The organism is Erythrobacter sp. (genome assembly GCF_039988855.1).
Lineage (GTDB): Bacteria > Pseudomonadota > Alphaproteobacteria > Sphingomonadales > Sphingomonadaceae > Erythrobacter.
In genome coordinates this window covers 94443-110585 of the sequence record NZ_JBDXIY010000015.1, presented here as the reverse complement: position 1 = coordinate 110585, position 16143 = coordinate 94443, and the positions used below count along the sequence as shown (strand labels likewise).

Here is a 16143-nt window from a genome sequence, read left to right as displayed (position 1 = left end):
CACGCAAGTCGCGAAGCGCAATTGCAGCGCTGGGATAGGCACCCTAAATGGAAAAACATGAAACGTATCGGCAATTTCCTCTTACGTATTTTGGCAAAGGGTATCCTCTGGTTCGTTGGGGTGACCCTCGTGTTGGTGATTGCATTCAAATGGATCCCTGTTCCGATCACGGCCACCATGGTTATGGACGAGAACTCGATCACTAAGGATTGGGAAGCGCTTGAGAATATTGATCCTAACCTCGCCTATGCTGTGATTGCCTCTGAAGATTCCAAGTTTTGTAGCCATTGGGGTTTTGACCCCGAGGCGATCGGAAAGGCGGCCCTTGAAAACGCTAAAGGCGGCCGGATCAGAGGCGGATCTACCATCAGCCAGCAGACCGCAAAAAACGTGTTCTTGTGGCAGGGTGGAGGCTATTTTCGCAAAGCGTTAGAGGCTTGGTTCACCTTCTGGATTGAGGCGATCTGGGGCAAGGAACGCATCATGGAGGTTTATCTCAATGTCGCCGAAACCGGCATCGGCACATACGGTGCAGAAGCCGGTGCGCAGCGGTATTTCGGCCATTCCGCTGCCCGCCTCACGCCTGATGAAGCGAGCCGGATGGCGGTGGCTTTACCACTGCCAAAAAAGCGTCTGGTGAAAAATCCTGGAGGCTGGCTCGCCGGCCATGGCAACCGCATAGAACGCAGTATCCCCGTGGTGAAACGCGATGGGCTGGCGGCGTGTATTTACGAGTAGGCGCGTGCCTAATGGCGGTTCTTGCAAATTCCGCCGGCTTATTGAGTCAGAGCGAATTCCACCGCAGCATGTGCGTGAAGCTGTGTGGTATCAAACAACGGTACTGCGCTGTCGCTTTGATCAATCAATAGGCCAATTTCGGTGCAGCCTAGGATCACTCCTTGCGCGCCCTCGTCCACAAGCCGTGTGATTTTATCGCGGATAGCTTCGCGCGATTCATCGATGATCTGCCCTGCAACCAACTCTTCAAAAATCACCCGGTGGACCTCTGCACGGTCCTGCGCTTCAGGGATGACCACATCGAGGCCATGATGTTCCTCAAGCCGCTCTTTGTAGAAGGGTTCTTCCATGGTGAAGGCCGTGCCGAGCAGTCCGATTTTGATGATCCCAGCATCGCAAACCGCGTCAGCTGCGCTGTCCGCGATATGAATGAACGGAAGGTCAACCGCCTCTTCAACTGCATCAGCGACCTTGTGCATGGTGTTCGTGGCAAGAACGATGCAATCCGCCCCGCCCGCCTCCAAATTTTCAGCGCTCTGGATCAGCGTATCGGCCAATTGATCCCAGTCGCCTGACGCTTGCGCTTCGGCAACGGGACCAAAGTCCAGGCTATCCATCAGGATGTTTGCCGAGTGCGGCGCCCCTAAACGCTCTCGCATCGTGCGATTGATCAGCGCATAATACTGCGCTGAACTTTCCCAGCTCATTCCGCCAATAATTCCGATGGTTTTCATTTGTCCTCAATTGGCAGCCAACGCCGCATCTTAGTTTTGAGCAGGCGGACAAGATGTGGGTCCATGAATTTATATTCATCGGGAATGTCCAGCACGATCACATGCTTGCCCTTCAAAACAGACCTATGCCTTTTCTCAACCTTGGTCCGGTGCGCGCGCTCCATCACGAAGACAAAATCTGCCCACTCGATGAGCTCGTCGCTTAGAGGGGTTTCTGCATCACGATTTGTGCCTGCCGAAAGGGTCTCCACACCGTCAAGGTCAGCAAAGATGTGCTCCGCAGTTGGGCTGCGGAGCTTATTCTGACTGCAAATGAACAAGTAGTTGCGGTCTGCCACACCCAAGTGAGAGCGTTACGCCGCCTCTTCCTTAGCCTCTTCGCCGCCATGGACGCGGATTGGGTCCTTTTTGCCGCCAACGACGTCTTCGTCGATAACAATCTCTGTAACGCCTTCCATATCGGGCAGGTCGAACATCGTGTCGAGCAAGATGCCCTCTACGATGGACCGAAGGCCGCGTGCACCGGTCTTACGCTTAATCGCGCGCTGCGCGATGGCTTTCAATGCCTCTTCGGTGAAGGTCAGCTCCACATCTTCGAGTTCGAAGAGTTTCTTATACTGCTTCACCAGAGCGTTCTTTGGCTCATTCAGAATCGTCACAAGTGCGTCGATATCAAGGTCATGCAAAGTCGCGATAACCGGCAAACGGCCTACGAATTCCGGGATCAGGCCGAATTTCAGCAGATCTTCCGGTTCGCTCTGTTCAAGCAATTCGCCGATCTTGCGCTTTTCAGGATCGGCGACATGCGCGCCAAAACCGATGGAGCGTTTCTGGAGGCGATCAGCGATAATCTTATCCAGACCCGCAAATGCGCCGCCGCAGATGAATAGGATATTAGTCGTGTCCACTTGCAGGAATTCCTGCTGTGGGTGCTTACGCCCGCCTTGTGGTGGCACGCTAGCAGTGGTGCCTTCCATCAGCTTCAGCAAAGCCTGCTGAACACCCTCACCCGACACGTCGCGCGTGATCGAAGGGTTTTCAGCCTTACGAGTGATTTTGTCGATTTCGTCGATGTAAACGATACCGTGCTGGGCTTTTTCGACATTATAGTCGGACGACTGAAGCAATTTGAGGATGATGTTCTCAACGTCCTCACCCACATAGCCCGCTTCGGTCAATGTGGTGGCATCGGCCATCGTGAATGGCACATCAAAGGTGCGCGCAAGCGTTTGAGCAAGCAGCGTCTTACCCGTGCCGGTTGGACCAACGAGCAGGATATTCGACTTCGCAAGCTCTACTTCGCCCGCTTTGCCAGAGTGCTTGAGACGCTTGTAGTGGTTATGAACCGCGACCGATAGGTTGCGCTTGGCGCTCGCTTGGCCGATCACATAGTCATTGAGCGTACCAAAAATTTCAGACGGGGTAGGTACCTCGCCCTCTTTCTTGCCCGCAATACCAGCTTTGGTTTCCTCGCGGATGATGTCGTTGCAAAGTTCAACGCATTCATCGCAAATGAACACCGTAGGGCCAGCGATAAGCTTGCGCACCTCGTGCTGCGACTTCCCACAGAAGCTGCAATATAGAGTGCTTTTGCTGTCAGATCCGCTCAATTTGGTCATTCCTAAAATTCCTCGAGCCCACACAGATTCTCCAAAAAAGAGGCCGCGCAGATTCGGTGAGTGTATCTAGCTGTTCATATGAATCAACACATGAGGCCAGTATTTTTGAACCGCAATGCCTATAAATAGGCGTAAATAGTGCACATGGGATTAAGTAGAGCGGTCCCCTGTGCCATAACGGGGCGTCCCGCAATGGGCCAAAGAACCGTCTTAATCTTACCCATTATTCAGGCGCGCCGCCTGAACCCTTCTCGTCAGAGCCTTCACCGGCTTCATCACCGGCCACCGGGCGCGTTTCAAAGACTTTGTCAACAAGGCCAAACTTCTTCGCCTCTGCTGCCTCAAGGAAGGTGTCGCGGTCCATTGCCGCTTCGATATCGTCGAGGCTTTGACCGGTGTACTTCACATAAAGGTCGTTCAAACGTGTGCGAATGCGCAAGATTTCGCGGGCTTGAATTTCGATGTCCGAGGCCATGCCGCGTGCACCGCCCGAAGGTTGGTGCACCATGATCCGCGCGTTCGGAAGCGCGACGCGCATACCGGGCTCACCCGCTGCGAGCAGGAACGATCCCATGGAGGCGGCCTGACCGATACACACGGTCGAAACGCGCGGTTTGATGTATTGCATCGTGTCATGGATCGCCATGCCAGCGGTCACAACGCCGCCGGGCGAGTTAATGTACATGCTGATCGGCTTTGATGGGTTTTCGCTCTCAAGGAACAGCAGCTGCGCGACGATAAGCGAGGCCATATTGTCTTCGACCTGTCCCGTCACAAACACAATTCGTTCACGCAAAAGGCGCGAGAAGATGTCAAAAGCGCGCTCCCCGCGGCTCGATTGCTCAACCACAGTAGGGACCAATGCGCCCGTTACGGGATCGTGCCCAAACTGACCTTGGGTGCCGAAGGTTTCGCCAGAATTGCCGAACAGATCGATCATCGAGTTATTTCCTCATCCAAAACATTGACGTCCTATGTCGGGCGGATGTTTGCAATGTTCAAGGGCGTTAACTTTGCTCTTGGGCAAAAGCTCGAAAAGTGCGAGGCAGACCCTCATGAAAAAACCAATTATTTCGCTTGTTGCGTTGCCGCTTGCGTTCGGGACTACCCTTTCTAGCGCCGAGGAGAAACCAGCCGAATATGACGCGGTCGCCGCGGTTGGTGAACAGGTTGAACGAATAAAACAATATAATGACGGCGAGAACGGCCTTAATGCGGTCATTACCTATTCTTTCACCGCCGGGTTTAAAGCGCGGGAGATGTCCGATGTGGGCATTTTGCGTGGGCGCACCGTGTTGGTGAAGGATAATATCGAAACAGAAGAATTTCCCACCACCGCCGGAAGCCTTGCTCTAAAACACAATTTCACGCGGCGCGATGCCCCTTTGATTGCCAATATGCGCGCGGCAGGCGGCGTGGTTCTGGGCAAGGCGAACTTGTCGGAATGGGCCAATGTCCGCAGCAACAATTCCACCAGCGGGTGGAGCGCAGTGGGCGGGCTGACCCGCAATCCGCACGCGATTGACCGCAACTCTTGCGGTTCATCCTCGGGCAGCGGGTCAGCGGTTGCGGCCGGACTTGCATGGGGGGCAATCGGAACCGAGACCAATGGTTCGATCACGTGCCCTGCCTCAATCAACGGCGTGGTCGGGTTTAAACCCAGCGTTGGGATCGTAAGCCGCACCCATGTCGTTCCGATTTCCTCGACACAAGACACCGCTGGGCCAATGACCAAGACGGTTTTTGACGCCGCCTTATTGCTCACCGCGATTGCAGGCGAAGATGCCGCCGATAGCGCCACATTGGATGCAGTCCGCGTAAGCGATTACACAGCAGGGCTCAGCGAGTTCTCACTCCAAGGGGTTCGTATCGGGGTGATGCGCGGTCAGATCGGCGACAATGCCAAAGTGGCCGAGGTTTTTGGAACCGCGCTCGCAGATCTTGAGGCAGCCGGCGCAATCCTCGTGGATATCGAGCACGAAGTGAACACAGAGATGTTTGGGAACAGCTTTGCCGTTCTCATGTATGAGCTGCGCGAGGGGATGAACAAATATCTGGATGACATTCCAGCGATTGGCGGCGGCCCCGGCGAGACCGACACGGATGTCGCCCCGCGCTCCCTTAGCGATTTGATCGCGTTCAACAATGAAAATGCTGACTCAGAAATGCGGTGGTTTGATCAAAGCCTGTTCGAGCTTGCCAATGAAACAACCGACCGCGAGGCTTATGAAAAAGCACGCGAGGCGGCAGTGCGGATCGCAGGCGAAGAAACGCTCGACATGCTGCTTGCTAAGCATGATGTCGCATTCCTCGTGGCTCCAACGCGCGGTCCCGCTTGGATGAGCGATCTCGCGCTGGGCGATCAGTTCAATGGCTCCATCGGCTTTGGCTCACCAGCGGCGATTGCAGGCTATCCGCATCTCACCGTGCCTATGGGCGCAGTAGAACGCCTGCCTGTGGGCATCAGCTTCTTTGGCGCGAAATGGGCCGATCACGAAATACTCAAAGTAGGCGCGGCTTATGAGCGCGCTCGCAGCGCTAAGCTGCCAGAACCAAGCTTCAAGCCTTGGTCACCTGAGGGATAGAATCAAAAAGCCCCGCCAGGTCGATCCCAGCGGGGCTTTGAATGTCTTGGGCCTAAGCCTTGCTAAGATTACTTCTTAGCGGCTGGCTTCTTCGCCGGTGCTTTCTTAGCCGCTGGCTTCTTGGCAGGTGCCTTTTTCGCCGCAGGCTTTTTCTCAGCCGCCTTGGCAGCAGCCTTCTTCGCCGGAGCCTTTTTCGCAGGGGCTTTCTTAGCCGCTGGTTTCTCATCAGCGTCCTTAGCAGCAGCCTTCTTCGCCGGTGCTTTCTTAGCTGCGGCCTTCTTGGCAGGAGCCTTCTTCTTCGGAGCAGACTTGGCTTTTTCCGCTTCGTCTTCTTCGTCCGCTTCGATCGCGGCCTGAAGTTCCTCAACGGTCACTTCGCGTGTCGTCACGTCAGCTTTGTCGAAGAGGAAGTCGACGACTTTGTCTTCGTAAAGCGGTGCACGAAGCTGCGCAGCGGCCATTGGCTCTTGCTGAATGTATTGCATAAAGCGCTCGCGATCTTCTTCGCGATATTGCTGCGCTGCTTGCTGGATCAGCATTTGCATTTCTTGCTGCGTGACTTCGACGTTGTTCGCCTGACCGATTTCAGAAAGGAGCAGACCCAAACGCACACGGCGTTCAGCAATGGTCTTATAATCTTCCTTTTCAGCTTCGATCTCTTTGATCGCTGCTTCTGGATTGTCTTCTTTGGCCGCTTCCTGCTGCAATTGAGCCCAGATTTGCTCAAACTCAGCTTCGACCATTTGGCTTGGAACTTCGAAATCGTGCCCAGCAGCAAGTTGATCGAGAAGCTGACGCTTCATTTGCGTGCGGGTGAGCCCTGCGGTCTGCTGTTCAAGCTGACCCGACATGATCTCTTTCAGCTTGTCGAGACTGTCGAGACCGAGGTTCTTAGCGAACTCGTCGTCGATCTTGGTCTCGGTTTCGACCTTCACAGCCTTAACAGTGATGTCGAAAGTCGCTTCTTTACCGGCAAGGTTTTCGGCTTGATAATCTTCAGGGAAGGTGACGTTGATGGTTTTCTCATCACCGGTCTTCGCTCCGACCAACTGCTCTTCAAAGCCAGGAATGAAAGCGCCTGAACCGATAACCAGCGCAGCATCTTCGGCTTTGCCGCCTTCGAACTCTTCGCCGTCAAGCTTACCAACAAAGTCGATGATCAGCTGGTTGCCGTCGGCTGCCTTCTTGGACTTGGCTGCATCTTTATAGCTCTTGTTAGAGCCAGCGATGTTCGCAATCGCTTCTTCAAGCGCTTCGTCGCTTACCGGAACGGTCAGCTTTTCAAGCTTCAGATCGTCAGTGCTAGGCGCCTCGACCACTGGGAGCACTTCAAGCTCAACCGTGATTTCAGCATCCTTGCCTTCTTCATAGCCTTCGCTAAGTGAAACCGCTGGCTGCATTGCAGGACGCAGCTCTTCTTTGGCGAGCATACCATCGACCGATTCGCGAATCATGTCGTTTACAGTCTGGCCGTGGATCTGTTCGCCGTGCATCTTTTTTACGAGATTCGCGGGAACCTTGCCCGGACGGAAGCCCGGCATTTTGACCTGAGGTGCGATCTTCTTGATCTCAGCTTCGATCTTGGACGCAATTTCTGCGGCCGTAATGGTGATCAGATAGGCGCGTTTGAGGCCTTCATTGGTGGTCTGCTTGATAGCCATGAGAATGTTACTTTTAGCCTTTGCGAGCAAGAATTTCGTGGTCCGAAAGGACATCCACAGAAGGGCGAAGGTGGTGCGGGCGAAGGGACTCGAACCCCCACATCTTGCGATACCAGAACCTAAATCTGGCGCGTCTACCAATTTCGCCACGCCCGCATGCCCAGACGAAGCCGCGCGGCAAACCTTAGAAGGTTCCCCGCGCGCGTCAGACGGGCCCTCTATATCGCTCTTCGAAAAAGGGCAAGCGCCAAAGGCTACACGCAAGCATGCTTGTTTCGTGCAAGCTTCACGACTAAGGGCGCGTTGTATGAGCGAAGAAACAAATCCAGCCACGAATTCTGGCGACGTTCCGCCCGACCACCTTTCGGTCAATCCGCGCAATTCAGCGTTCGATGCCGAAGTGCTTGGGCGCGGTGTAGGCATCAAGTTCAAGGGCCGTGTGCGCACGGACATCGAAGAATATTCGATCTCCGAAGGCTGGGTTCGGGTGCAAGCCGGCAAGACAACCGACCGCAAAGGTCAACCGCTTACCATCAAGCTTAACGGTCCCGTTGAAGCTTGGTTTGAAGATCTGGGCGAGAACCCACCGGTCGCAAAAAAGAGCTAAACCGCATTCTTAGCGGCTAAATTTCGCGAACGCGTTTTCAAATTCGCGGCTCGACTGCGCGCGCACTGGACCGCGAACGCGAGGGGTCGCTGGTTGCATTTGGGGACGACCGTCGGCGTATATAAAGCCGTGTAAGGGCCAATGCGTGCCGCCTGGCGCCTGGCTTGAATGGTACCAAACCCGCACTGCGCTCCAATCATTGTTAGGCGAAACGTCAATCGCGGGCACATTGCGCTCTTTTTGGCCACGCCGTCCGTTGATCTCTGACCAATTGGCATGGGTCAGACGCACGGTTCGCGAATCGATCACTTCGCTGACGTAAGCGACATGGCCAAGGCGCATATTGCGATGCGGCTTAAAGACCATCACCGCGCCTTTTTGTGGACGTGTCCCGCGCGCATATTTCCCGGCGGCCTGGCCCCACCAAGTGCGGGCGTCGCCATAGATCTGGATTCCGGAAAGTTCGCGCGCATAGGGCACGCACTGCAAATAGGCTGAGCTTTGTGCGGTCGCCGGCATTGGAGCCAAGGCGGCCGACGCACTTCCCAGCGCGAGACTGGCAGCAAATAGGGGCTTAACGTGGCATTTCATAATTACCCCTAATGACGCGGTAATCTTGATATGGACCTTTGGATAAGGGTTAATTTGGCGTTTAGGCTGTTGGCCTTTCGTAAGCAGCGATGCACCCTTATGCTTGCCAAGCCGCCTCCAAACCGCCACGGGGCGCCTAGAAAAGCAGGCAATGGCATTATGAATACGCCCGAAAAACCCACCGTTATCATTATTGGACGGCCCAATGTGGGCAAGAGCACGCTGTTCAACCGGCTGGTGGGCAAGAAACTTGCGCTGGTCGATGATCAGCCGGGTGTCACCCGCGACCGCCGTTTGGGCGATGCTGAGATTGCAGGACTTCAGTTTACTGTGGTTGATACCGCCGGGTGGGAGGATGAGAATGAACTCACCTTGCCCGGACGGATGCGTAAACAGACCGAGGCAAGCCTTGAGGGCGCGGACGCGGCCATGTTTGTCGTTGATGCGCGCGCGGGGATAACCCCACTAGACAGCGAGATCGCACGTTACCTGCGCGAACATGACGTGCCGATTGTGCTGGTTGCTAATAAGGCGGAAGGCTCATCAGGCGAGAGCGGCGTTTTGGAAAGCTATTCGCTTGGTTTTGGTGAACCGGTGGCGGTTTCAGCAGAGCACGGTGAGGGGATTGCCGACCTTTTCGGAGGGCTTTGGCCGATCATTGGGGAGCAGGCCGACGCAGCAGAGGCCGCTGCCAACGCGCCTTTAGAAGAGGACGAAGACGCCCCTCTTGGCCCGCTTAAGCTTGCGATTGTGGGCCGTCCTAATGCTGGAAAATCCACTCTTATCAACCGGCTTTTAGGTGAAGACCGCCTCCTCACTGGACCTGAGGCAGGGATCACACGCGATTCGATTGCGATTGATTGGGAGTGGGAGGATAAACGCGCTGGTGAAACCCGCGAAATTCGCCTGATCGATACCGCCGGTATGCGCAAGAAACGCAATGTGACCGAAAAACTGGAGAAGCTCTCCGTCGCTGACGCAAGACGCGCGGTGGACTTTGCTGAGGTCGTAGTGCTTTTGCTCGACGCGACGCAGGGCCTTGAACACCAGGACCTTAAAATTGCAGCCCTCGCTCTTGAAGAGGGCCGCGCACTTATGATCGCGATCAACAAATGGGATGTCGCGGAAAACGCCTCATCTCTGTTCAACGGGATCAAGGCTGCGCTTCACGATGGGCTGGCGCAGGTGCGCGGGCTTCCGGTGTTTTCGGTCAGCGCCAAGACCGGCAAAGGGCTCGACACTATGCTGGGCGCAGCGTTCACTCTGCGGGAAAGCTGGTCAAAGCGTGTACCGACGGCTGCGCTTAACCGCTGGTTCGACGATGCTCTGGCGGCGAACCCGCCACCTGCCCCCGGAGGCAGGCGTATCAAGCTGCGCTACATCACACAGGCAGGCACGCGTCCGCCTCGCTTTGTTGTCTTTGGCTCGCGCCTTGATGATCTACCCACGAGTTATGAGCGCTATTTGGTCAATGGCATCCGGTCCAAGCTTGGGTTTGAGGCCGTGCCAGTACGTGTTACGCTTAAGTCGCCTAAGAACCCATACAACGCTAACCGCGGCGGCGGCGGCAATTATTCAAGCGGAAATAAGAAGTCGTGATAATAGAAATCTTGGCAAGCGGCGTGGCCAGCGAGGTCTTGGAACACGCAACTTCCACCTCTCGGGTTCGAGAGGCAGTCGAGCTTAGCCTTGCTCCGGCATTTCTGCTCGTTGGTATTGGCAGCTTGATGAATGTCATGATGGCGCGGCTGGTTTGGCTGGCCGGGCGGATAGAGCGGCTTTGCATCAATTCCACGTCGCCCAACCCGGACAATCTCAGCAGGCTACCGTTTGAAGTGGAAGTCGATTGGCTTTCCCAAAGACGCCGCCTTGTTCGTATAGCAATCAAGTTTTCGACCGCTGCGGCGGCGGTTATAAGTTTGGTGATCGCATTGCTTTTCATTTCAGCATTTGTGGACGCGAACATTCCTCTGATTGTGACCTTGCTTTGGGTGGTCACAATCGGCCTTCTGATAACGGCGCTTGCCTATTTCCTCCGCGAAGCCTTGATGGCAGCCGATAGCCCGCGCGAGCATTAAAGCTCAAAAACAAGAAAGGCGGAGCATCGCTGCCCCGCCCTTTTATTCAAAAGTCAGTGTGCAAGATCACTCGTCGCCAGCAGCCTTGCTGTTGAGTTGGACGTAGTTTTCAAGGCCCATGCGCTCGATCATATCGAATTGGGTCTCGAGGAAGTCCACATGCTCTTCCTCATTATCGAGGATCATGGCGAACAGGTCGCGGCTGACATAGTCGCGCACGCTTTCACAATATTCGACTGCATCGCGAAGCAGCGGGATGGCATCTTCTTCCAAAGCCATGTCGGCCTTGAGAATCTCCAGAACCGTCTCACCAACACGAAGATTGTGAATCGCTTGAAAGTTGGGAAGACCGTTTAAGAACAGCACACGCTCAGCCAGCTTGTCGGCATGCTCCATCTCTTCGATGGATTCTTTACGCTCATACGCGGCAAGCTTGGCCACGCCCCAATCGTCAAGCACGCGGTAGTGCAGCCAATATTGATTGATCGCGGTCAGCTCGTTTGTGAGAGCCTTATTCAGAAATTCGATGACTTTCGGATCGCCCTTCATGGGTAGAAGTCCTCTATTAGTGTGCGGGGTCAAATGCGTTTAAACCAGTTCAATGCTGGTCTTCGTTGAGCACATATATAGAAGCAACCGCTGCACCTACGCAAGGGGTTGGGATATTTTTTCGTTTTAAATCAGAAGCTTGCGACCCGTTCTCAATTGCGAGTCAAAGTCTTATAATGCGACTTCTTCGCAGAGCTTGCGGCGAGGATCGAGCGAGGCGATCAACGCGCGCTCTTCTTCGATAGTTTTCTGAGCTTTCTCAAGGCACTGCCCGCAATTCGGTTTCTTGCCGAGCGTCGCATAGACCGTTTCGGCACAGCCTTTAGACTTCACGGCAGCTGCACGTAAGTCTGTTTCGCGAATGGCATTGCAGATGCAAGTGTACATAAGCTTCCCGAATCTCTCCTGCGAGGCGTTTGCAAAACTTAGATATGCGAATTAATCTCAATAGCAAGCCAATTCTCAGCTAGTGCGGTGCTTTTCCCCAAGTGCGACGCCCGCCAGACGCGCAAATTCGTCATGCGCGCCGCGCCACCCTTCAAGTGATTCGTAGGCCCAATCGCGCGCCAGCTGCGCATGCTGTTCAACCGGAGCGGCCAGCAAATCGGCGTGAGTCATCGCAAAGGGAGAAGGCTCCAATGGGCGATCTGGGTAATCACCGCCGGCCAATGTCTTGAGGGCCTGCGTCGCTTGTCGATGCGATTGCCCTTCGCGCAGCACCAGCCACAGGCTCGCCCCGTGTATCCAATACGATTGCACCGCGCGTCGCTCTTTAGGATCACCGGGATGCTGGATGGCAAAGGCGTCCACCGTTAATCGGTGCGCGGCTGCAAACAATGCCGGATCCGCATATTCGCGCGCCAATAGCTCGCCATAAGCCGCCCAGCAACCGAGGCTTGAGAGCATATAGGCGTGGGTCGACCCACCGCTGATTGGCGCGAACTGACCGCCGCAAGCAAAGCAGGTTTCGCTCATTTTCTTAGAGGGAACATCCGGCGATAAGTCAGGCAGCGCCACAGCCACTCAAGCGGGCCATAACGGAACCGGTCAAGCCACGGTTTTGACCATGCCAACATCAGGCCGCACATAAGCAGTGTGACCAGATAAAGCTGCGGCCGGGTTAGCTCTCCGAACAACCCAAACGCCCAACCGTGAAAAACAAACAGCATCACCACCGAAGTGCCGAGGTAGTTAGTGAAAGCAGCCCGGCCAGCCGCGCGAACACGTGCCGCGAGCCAACCCGTCCAACTAGGAGAGAAAGCGACCATTAGGGCCGCAAGGCCAAGCACCATTGAAAGGCGCGGTAATGGGCTCCACCCCATAAGGGCGGCATTGCTTGCCCAATATTCGAACCCGGTATCTTTGACCACAAAAGCAAGGCCAAGGCTCACTATCCCACCAAGAGTGACGCTAACACCTCCCCAAAGTGCCAATTTGCGGCGATTGAACCCACCGCTGAAGAAGCCAAGCCGATAAAGCCCCATCCCCAAGAGCATAAGCGGCAGAGTCTCGAGGAAAAAGATGAACGAAATTGTGATCGGGGAATACCAGTCTTCGTTAAATCGGTGCTGGATCAACCCAAGGTAGTCTCCCGATTTTTTGAACGCCGTTGCAAGCTTGTCATCGGCCATCGCTTCGTGGAAGGCCGATGATAGTCCCTCTTTCGTTCGTTCCATCCCTTCAGCGTCACCAAGGGATGTATGGATCACATAATAAGGGAAGGAGAATAAGGAATAGACCATCGCCCCAAAGCCATAGCCAATAAGGCCGACGATGATCTGTGTTTTGGCGTTCCAACCAATACAGGTGAGCGCGATCAGACCGATGATCGCATACATAGCCAAGATGTCGCCTATCCAAATGAAGAGGAAGTGCGCAAAACCAAACATAAACAGCACACATAGGCGCCATGCTTGGAGTTTGGCCGTATCGCCGCGCGCCCACGCACGCTCCATGAACAAATACATCCCTGCGCCAAACAACAATGTGAAGAGCCCGCGCATCTTGCCGTCGACTGCCACGAATTGGGCAATCCACAGCCACCCGTCCGGATCGCCTGACGTCCCGATCCACGCGCCCGGATACGCATACGCGCTAAAGGGTTGGCCAAAAGCAACGATATTGGCGGCCAAAATACCCAAAACGGCAATGCCGCGAATGAAATCCAGGGTCTCGATACGGTTCTTTGCGGCGACCGGACCGGTTGAAACCACTTGCGGCGCTGATTCAGCTGCCCCCAAGTCAGGACTGTCGCTGCCCTGATCAGTGCTGTTCGATGCCGTCATGTACGATCCCCTGAACCCATACGCTGGGAACTTTAGCAGCGCCTTCTCCTAAAGATAGTGGCCTGGGGCAAGTGGGGTGAGATCGTCTCTTGTATTATGGTTTCTTGACGAGACAGCCTTGGCCTTCAAGCTTCAAGCTGTCGCAAGCGCGCTGTGCTTCGGCGCGGCTGTAAAAACCAATTGCTTGAAGCCGCGTAACATTACCGCCGGGGACAAGCGCTTTGCTCGTGCCAGAAAGCGCTGGATTGAACTGCAATCTGGACCACAAGCGGTCTGCATTGCTTGCAACGCCAAAAGCACCGAGCTGCACCCGCCAATTCCCGCTGCGTGTTGCAGAAGGAGTTGGCGCAGGCACGGCCGGTTGGGCCACACGCACGGGTTGAGGTGCAGGTGCCGACACCGCTGGAGCCGGCGCCGAAATTTGTGCGGCTTGCACAGCATTTCCTCGCGGTGCACGCTCTACAAACGCGGGACGTGGCTGCGCGGAAGTCGCGGACGAAGCCGAAGCCGGGTTTGTGCGCACGGACGTTGCTCTTCCGGATGATCCTAGATCAAGCGCGGCAAGTTCAGCGCTTCGACGCTGGGCAGCTTTGTATTCCAGTTCGCGCGCGAGCGCTTGCGCCTGCTGACGCTCGGCCAGCGGTACATATTTATCCATTTGCTTAAGCGCATTAGCTGCTTGAGGCAGGTCAGCTCCGTTAGAAAGCGTCAAAAGAGCATAGGCACGCACCCAGTCTTTCTGCGCATAGTCTGCGTTAAAGTGAGCGAGGCCCAGCACATATTGTGCGCGCGGATCACCGCGTTCTGCAGCATCCTTAATCAGAGGCATAGCGTTCGCCTGCTCGCCTTGTTGGAAGAGCAGAAGACCATAATTGTCGGCCGCTTTCACATGACCTTTTTGCGCAGCTTCCGCATAAAGTTCGCGCGCCCGGTTAATGTCAGCCGGAACCCCCCGGCCAAGCCTGTAAGCCTGCGCCAAATTAAATAGCGCATCTGCGTCACCATTGCTTGCGGGCGTCTGCCATTGCTGAACAGCTGACGTATAATTGCCCGCGCTCCACGCATCGACGCCCTGTTTAACGTCCGCCAAAACTGGTGCAGCCATAAACGCCGCCGTCATGGTGCCCATCCCCATTACGAAACGAAGAAAGCTCGGTTTAAAGTCAGTGCCTTGTGCCATAGCGTTTGGGCTCCTCATCTTCTTGCGCATTGCATTTGTGCGCATGCGCGCTGCGCTAATTGCGCTTTTCCTAGCGCCATAATGGTTATCATTCCGTTCACGAAGTTCTGGTGAGAGCGCGGTGCTTACGAAATCCCGTACCCCTCAGCTGCGAATATGGGACGCGGCCAATGCTCCAATTCGGGATCTGATCAGTCAAATGCGTGATGGAAGAAGAGCGGCTGTTAACTCTAAATTAGGGGTAGTCTGCGATCCACGTAATCCAAGAGCCGCAATTGGGCGGCATCTCTTATGGTCACATTTTAGGGGGACCGGTTTTGCGTGTACTAGCACTGGCATCGCAGAAAGGCGGATCGGGTAAGACGACCCTTTCCGGACATCTGGCCGTTCAAGCGCAGCGCGCTGGCGCTGGCCCGGTCGTACTTATCGACATCGACCCGCAAGGTTCGCTCGCCGATTGGTGGAATGAACGTGAAGCAGAATATCCTGCCTTTGCGCAGACAACCGTTTCGCGTCTTGCAAACGATCTGGCTGTTCTGCGTCAGCAAGGTTTCAAGCTTGCTGTCATCGACACACCACCAGCCATCACAATGGCCATTCAATCGGTCATTTCGGTAGCCGAGCTGATCGTGGTGCCGACGCGCCCAAGCCCGCATGACTTGCGCGCAGTTGGCGCAACTGTTGACCTGTGCGAACGCGCAGGCAAACCGTTGGTCTTCGTTGTGAACGCTGCAACGCCTAAGGCCAAAATCACTTCAGAAGCCGCAGTCGCCTTGTCACAGCACGGCACCGTTGCTCCAATCACCCTCCACCACCGCACAGACTTTGCCGCCTCAATGATTGATGGCCGCACCGTGATGGAAGTGGAACCGGATGGCCGCAGCTCAGCAGAAATTACCGCATTGTGGAAATACATTTCGGACCGTTTGGAAAAGAACTTCCGCCGGACCGTTTTCGCATCGCCAAGTGCCGGTCATCAAGCGCAAAGCAATGGCGTGCAGCGCCCTGGTGGTGGCTTTGGCCGCCGAGTGGCGCAGTAACTGAGATGGGCCGCGCCCTTCCCGAAGACGCTTCCGATGCGGGGTTTGCCTCGCTAGGTCCAACATTGCTCGCTCGTAAGGGCGGTGCAAAGCCTGCGATGCGTCCGCAACTTGCTCCATTGCCTGATATGGCTGTGGTCGACGATGAAAAACTAGAAGACCTTGGCTGGAACGACATGGGCGAAGGCAGCGAAGACGCTCCGGCGCCAAAGCGGCCAGCCAAGAAGGCGAAGAAAAAAGCCCCAGCGAAGAAATCCAGGCCTGCCGCTAAGAAAGCCGAAAAGCCGACTCGCCGGGCAGCGTTCACACTGCGCCTTGATGCAGACCGACACCTCAAACTGCGCCTTGCGGCAACCATGCACGGCATAAGCGCACAGGCGCTCGTAACAGAGGCGATCGATACAATGTTCGGAGAGATTGAAGATCTCGACGCACTCGCCAGCCGCATGAAACGCAACTGAATATTAACCCTTGGC

Annotated in this window: 18 protein-coding genes and 1 tRNA gene; 7 read left to right on the top strand and 12 right to left on the bottom strand. The window is 55.3% G+C overall.

From position 1 onward, the window contains the following. Positions 1-57: 57 nt before the first annotated feature. Entirely contained in the window at positions 58-738 is a 681-nt protein-coding gene (gene mtgA / locus ABJ205_RS03445; RefSeq protein WP_348156516.1) for a monofunctional biosynthetic peptidoglycan transglycosylase, read from the top strand. Between the two features lie 38 nt (positions 739-776). Here mtgA and ABJ205_RS03440 read toward each other — a convergent pair whose 3' ends face one another. The 4 genes from ABJ205_RS03440 to ABJ205_RS03425 form a co-directional block, all read right to left on the bottom strand. Then, on the bottom strand, positions 777-1472 hold the full coding sequence (locus tag ABJ205_RS03440) for an aspartate/glutamate racemase family protein (protein ID WP_348156513.1): 696 nt from the start codon (positions 1470-1472) through the stop codon (positions 777-779). Beyond that, on the bottom strand, positions 1469-1810 hold the full coding sequence (locus ABJ205_RS03435; protein ID WP_348156510.1) for a phosphotyrosine protein phosphatase: 342 nt from the start codon (positions 1808-1810) through the stop codon (positions 1469-1471). The genes ABJ205_RS03440 and ABJ205_RS03435 overlap by 4 nt, the downstream gene beginning before the upstream one ends. A gap of 15 nt (positions 1811-1825) precedes the next feature. Beyond that, on the bottom strand, positions 1826-3091 hold the full coding sequence (gene clpX, locus ABJ205_RS03430) for an ATP-dependent Clp protease ATP-binding subunit ClpX (protein ID WP_348156508.1): 1266 nt from the start codon (positions 3089-3091) through the stop codon (positions 1826-1828). A 223-nt stretch (positions 3092-3314) separates the two neighbouring features. Then, positions 3315-4031 (bottom strand): ATP-dependent Clp protease proteolytic subunit, encoded by a 717-nt coding sequence (locus ABJ205_RS03425; protein ID WP_348510003.1) that lies wholly within the window; start codon positions 4029-4031, stop codon positions 3315-3317. A 115-nt stretch (positions 4032-4146) separates the two neighbouring features. Between ABJ205_RS03425 and ABJ205_RS03420 the strand changes: the two genes are divergently transcribed. Next, entirely contained in the window at positions 4147-5676 is a 1530-nt protein-coding gene (locus tag ABJ205_RS03420) for an amidase (protein ID WP_348155221.1), read from the top strand. 68 nt (positions 5677-5744) lie between these two features. Here the strand turns inward: ABJ205_RS03420 and tig are convergent, their stop codons facing one another. Further along, positions 5745-7337: a trigger factor gene (gene tig, locus ABJ205_RS03415; protein WP_348510002.1), complete on the bottom strand. Its 1593-nt coding sequence runs from the start codon at positions 7335-7337 to the stop codon at positions 5745-5747. A 71-nt stretch (positions 7338-7408) separates the two neighbouring features. Continuing rightward, a tRNA-Leu gene (locus tag ABJ205_RS03410) sits at positions 7409-7493 on the bottom strand. A 151-nt stretch (positions 7494-7644) separates the two neighbouring features. Between ABJ205_RS03410 and ABJ205_RS03405 the strand changes: the two genes are divergently transcribed. Further along, positions 7645-7944 (top strand): DUF3297 family protein, encoded by a 300-nt coding sequence (locus ABJ205_RS03405; protein ID WP_348158386.1) that lies wholly within the window; start codon positions 7645-7647, stop codon positions 7942-7944. A 9-nt stretch (positions 7945-7953) separates the two neighbouring features. On the opposite strand, the gene ABJ205_RS03400 is transcribed toward ABJ205_RS03405, so the two are convergent. Continuing rightward, complete coding sequence (locus tag ABJ205_RS03400; protein ID WP_348158383.1) at positions 7954-8535, bottom strand: CHAP domain-containing protein; 582 nt, start codon at positions 8533-8535, stop codon at positions 7954-7956. A 159-nt stretch (positions 8536-8694) separates the two neighbouring features. Between ABJ205_RS03400 and der the strand changes: the two genes are divergently transcribed. Further along, positions 8695-10134, top strand: coding sequence for a ribosome biogenesis GTPase Der (gene der / locus ABJ205_RS03395; RefSeq protein ID WP_348158381.1), 1440 nt, complete (start codon positions 8695-8697; stop codon positions 10132-10134). Continuing rightward, entirely contained in the window at positions 10131-10613 is a 483-nt protein-coding gene (locus tag ABJ205_RS03390; protein ID WP_348158378.1) for a DUF2721 domain-containing protein, read from the top strand. The genes der and ABJ205_RS03390 overlap by 4 nt, the downstream gene beginning before the upstream one ends. 66 nt (positions 10614-10679) lie before the next feature. Here the strand turns inward: ABJ205_RS03390 and bfr are convergent, their stop codons facing one another. The 5 genes from bfr to ABJ205_RS03365 all read right to left on the bottom strand — a co-directional run bounded on the left by bfr (position 10680) and on the right by ABJ205_RS03365 (position 14627). Continuing rightward, on the bottom strand, positions 10680-11162 hold the full coding sequence (gene bfr / locus ABJ205_RS03385) for a bacterioferritin (protein ID WP_348158375.1): 483 nt from the start codon (positions 11160-11162) through the stop codon (positions 10680-10682). A gap of 171 nt (positions 11163-11333) precedes the next feature. Further along, positions 11334-11549, bottom strand: coding sequence for a ferredoxin (locus ABJ205_RS03380; protein ID WP_348158372.1), 216 nt, complete (start codon positions 11547-11549; stop codon positions 11334-11336). Positions 11550-11624: 75 nt separating this feature from the next. Then, the gene (locus ABJ205_RS03375) at positions 11625-12137 is read right to left on the bottom strand and encodes a DUF5946 family protein (protein ID WP_348158370.1); all 513 of its coding nucleotides are present in this window, start codon (positions 12135-12137) and stop codon (positions 11625-11627) included. Then, a complete protein-coding gene (locus ABJ205_RS03370; RefSeq protein ID WP_348158367.1) occupies positions 12134-13447 on the bottom strand; it encodes a DUF418 domain-containing protein in 1314 nt (437 codons plus the stop codon). The genes ABJ205_RS03375 and ABJ205_RS03370 overlap by 4 nt, the downstream gene beginning before the upstream one ends. 94 nt (positions 13448-13541) lie before the next feature. Then, positions 13542-14627, bottom strand: coding sequence for an SPOR domain-containing protein (locus ABJ205_RS03365; protein ID WP_348158364.1), 1086 nt, complete (start codon positions 14625-14627; stop codon positions 13542-13544). A 317-nt stretch (positions 14628-14944) separates the two neighbouring features. On the opposite strand from ABJ205_RS03365, the gene ABJ205_RS03360 reads away from it, so the two are divergent. Then, entirely contained in the window at positions 14945-15667 is a 723-nt protein-coding gene (locus ABJ205_RS03360) for a ParA family protein (RefSeq protein ID WP_348158361.1), read from the top strand. A 5-nt stretch (positions 15668-15672) separates the two neighbouring features. Next, a complete protein-coding gene (locus tag ABJ205_RS03355; protein ID WP_348158359.1) occupies positions 15673-16128 on the top strand; it encodes a hypothetical protein in 456 nt (151 codons plus the stop codon). Positions 16129-16143: the final 15 nt, after the last annotated feature.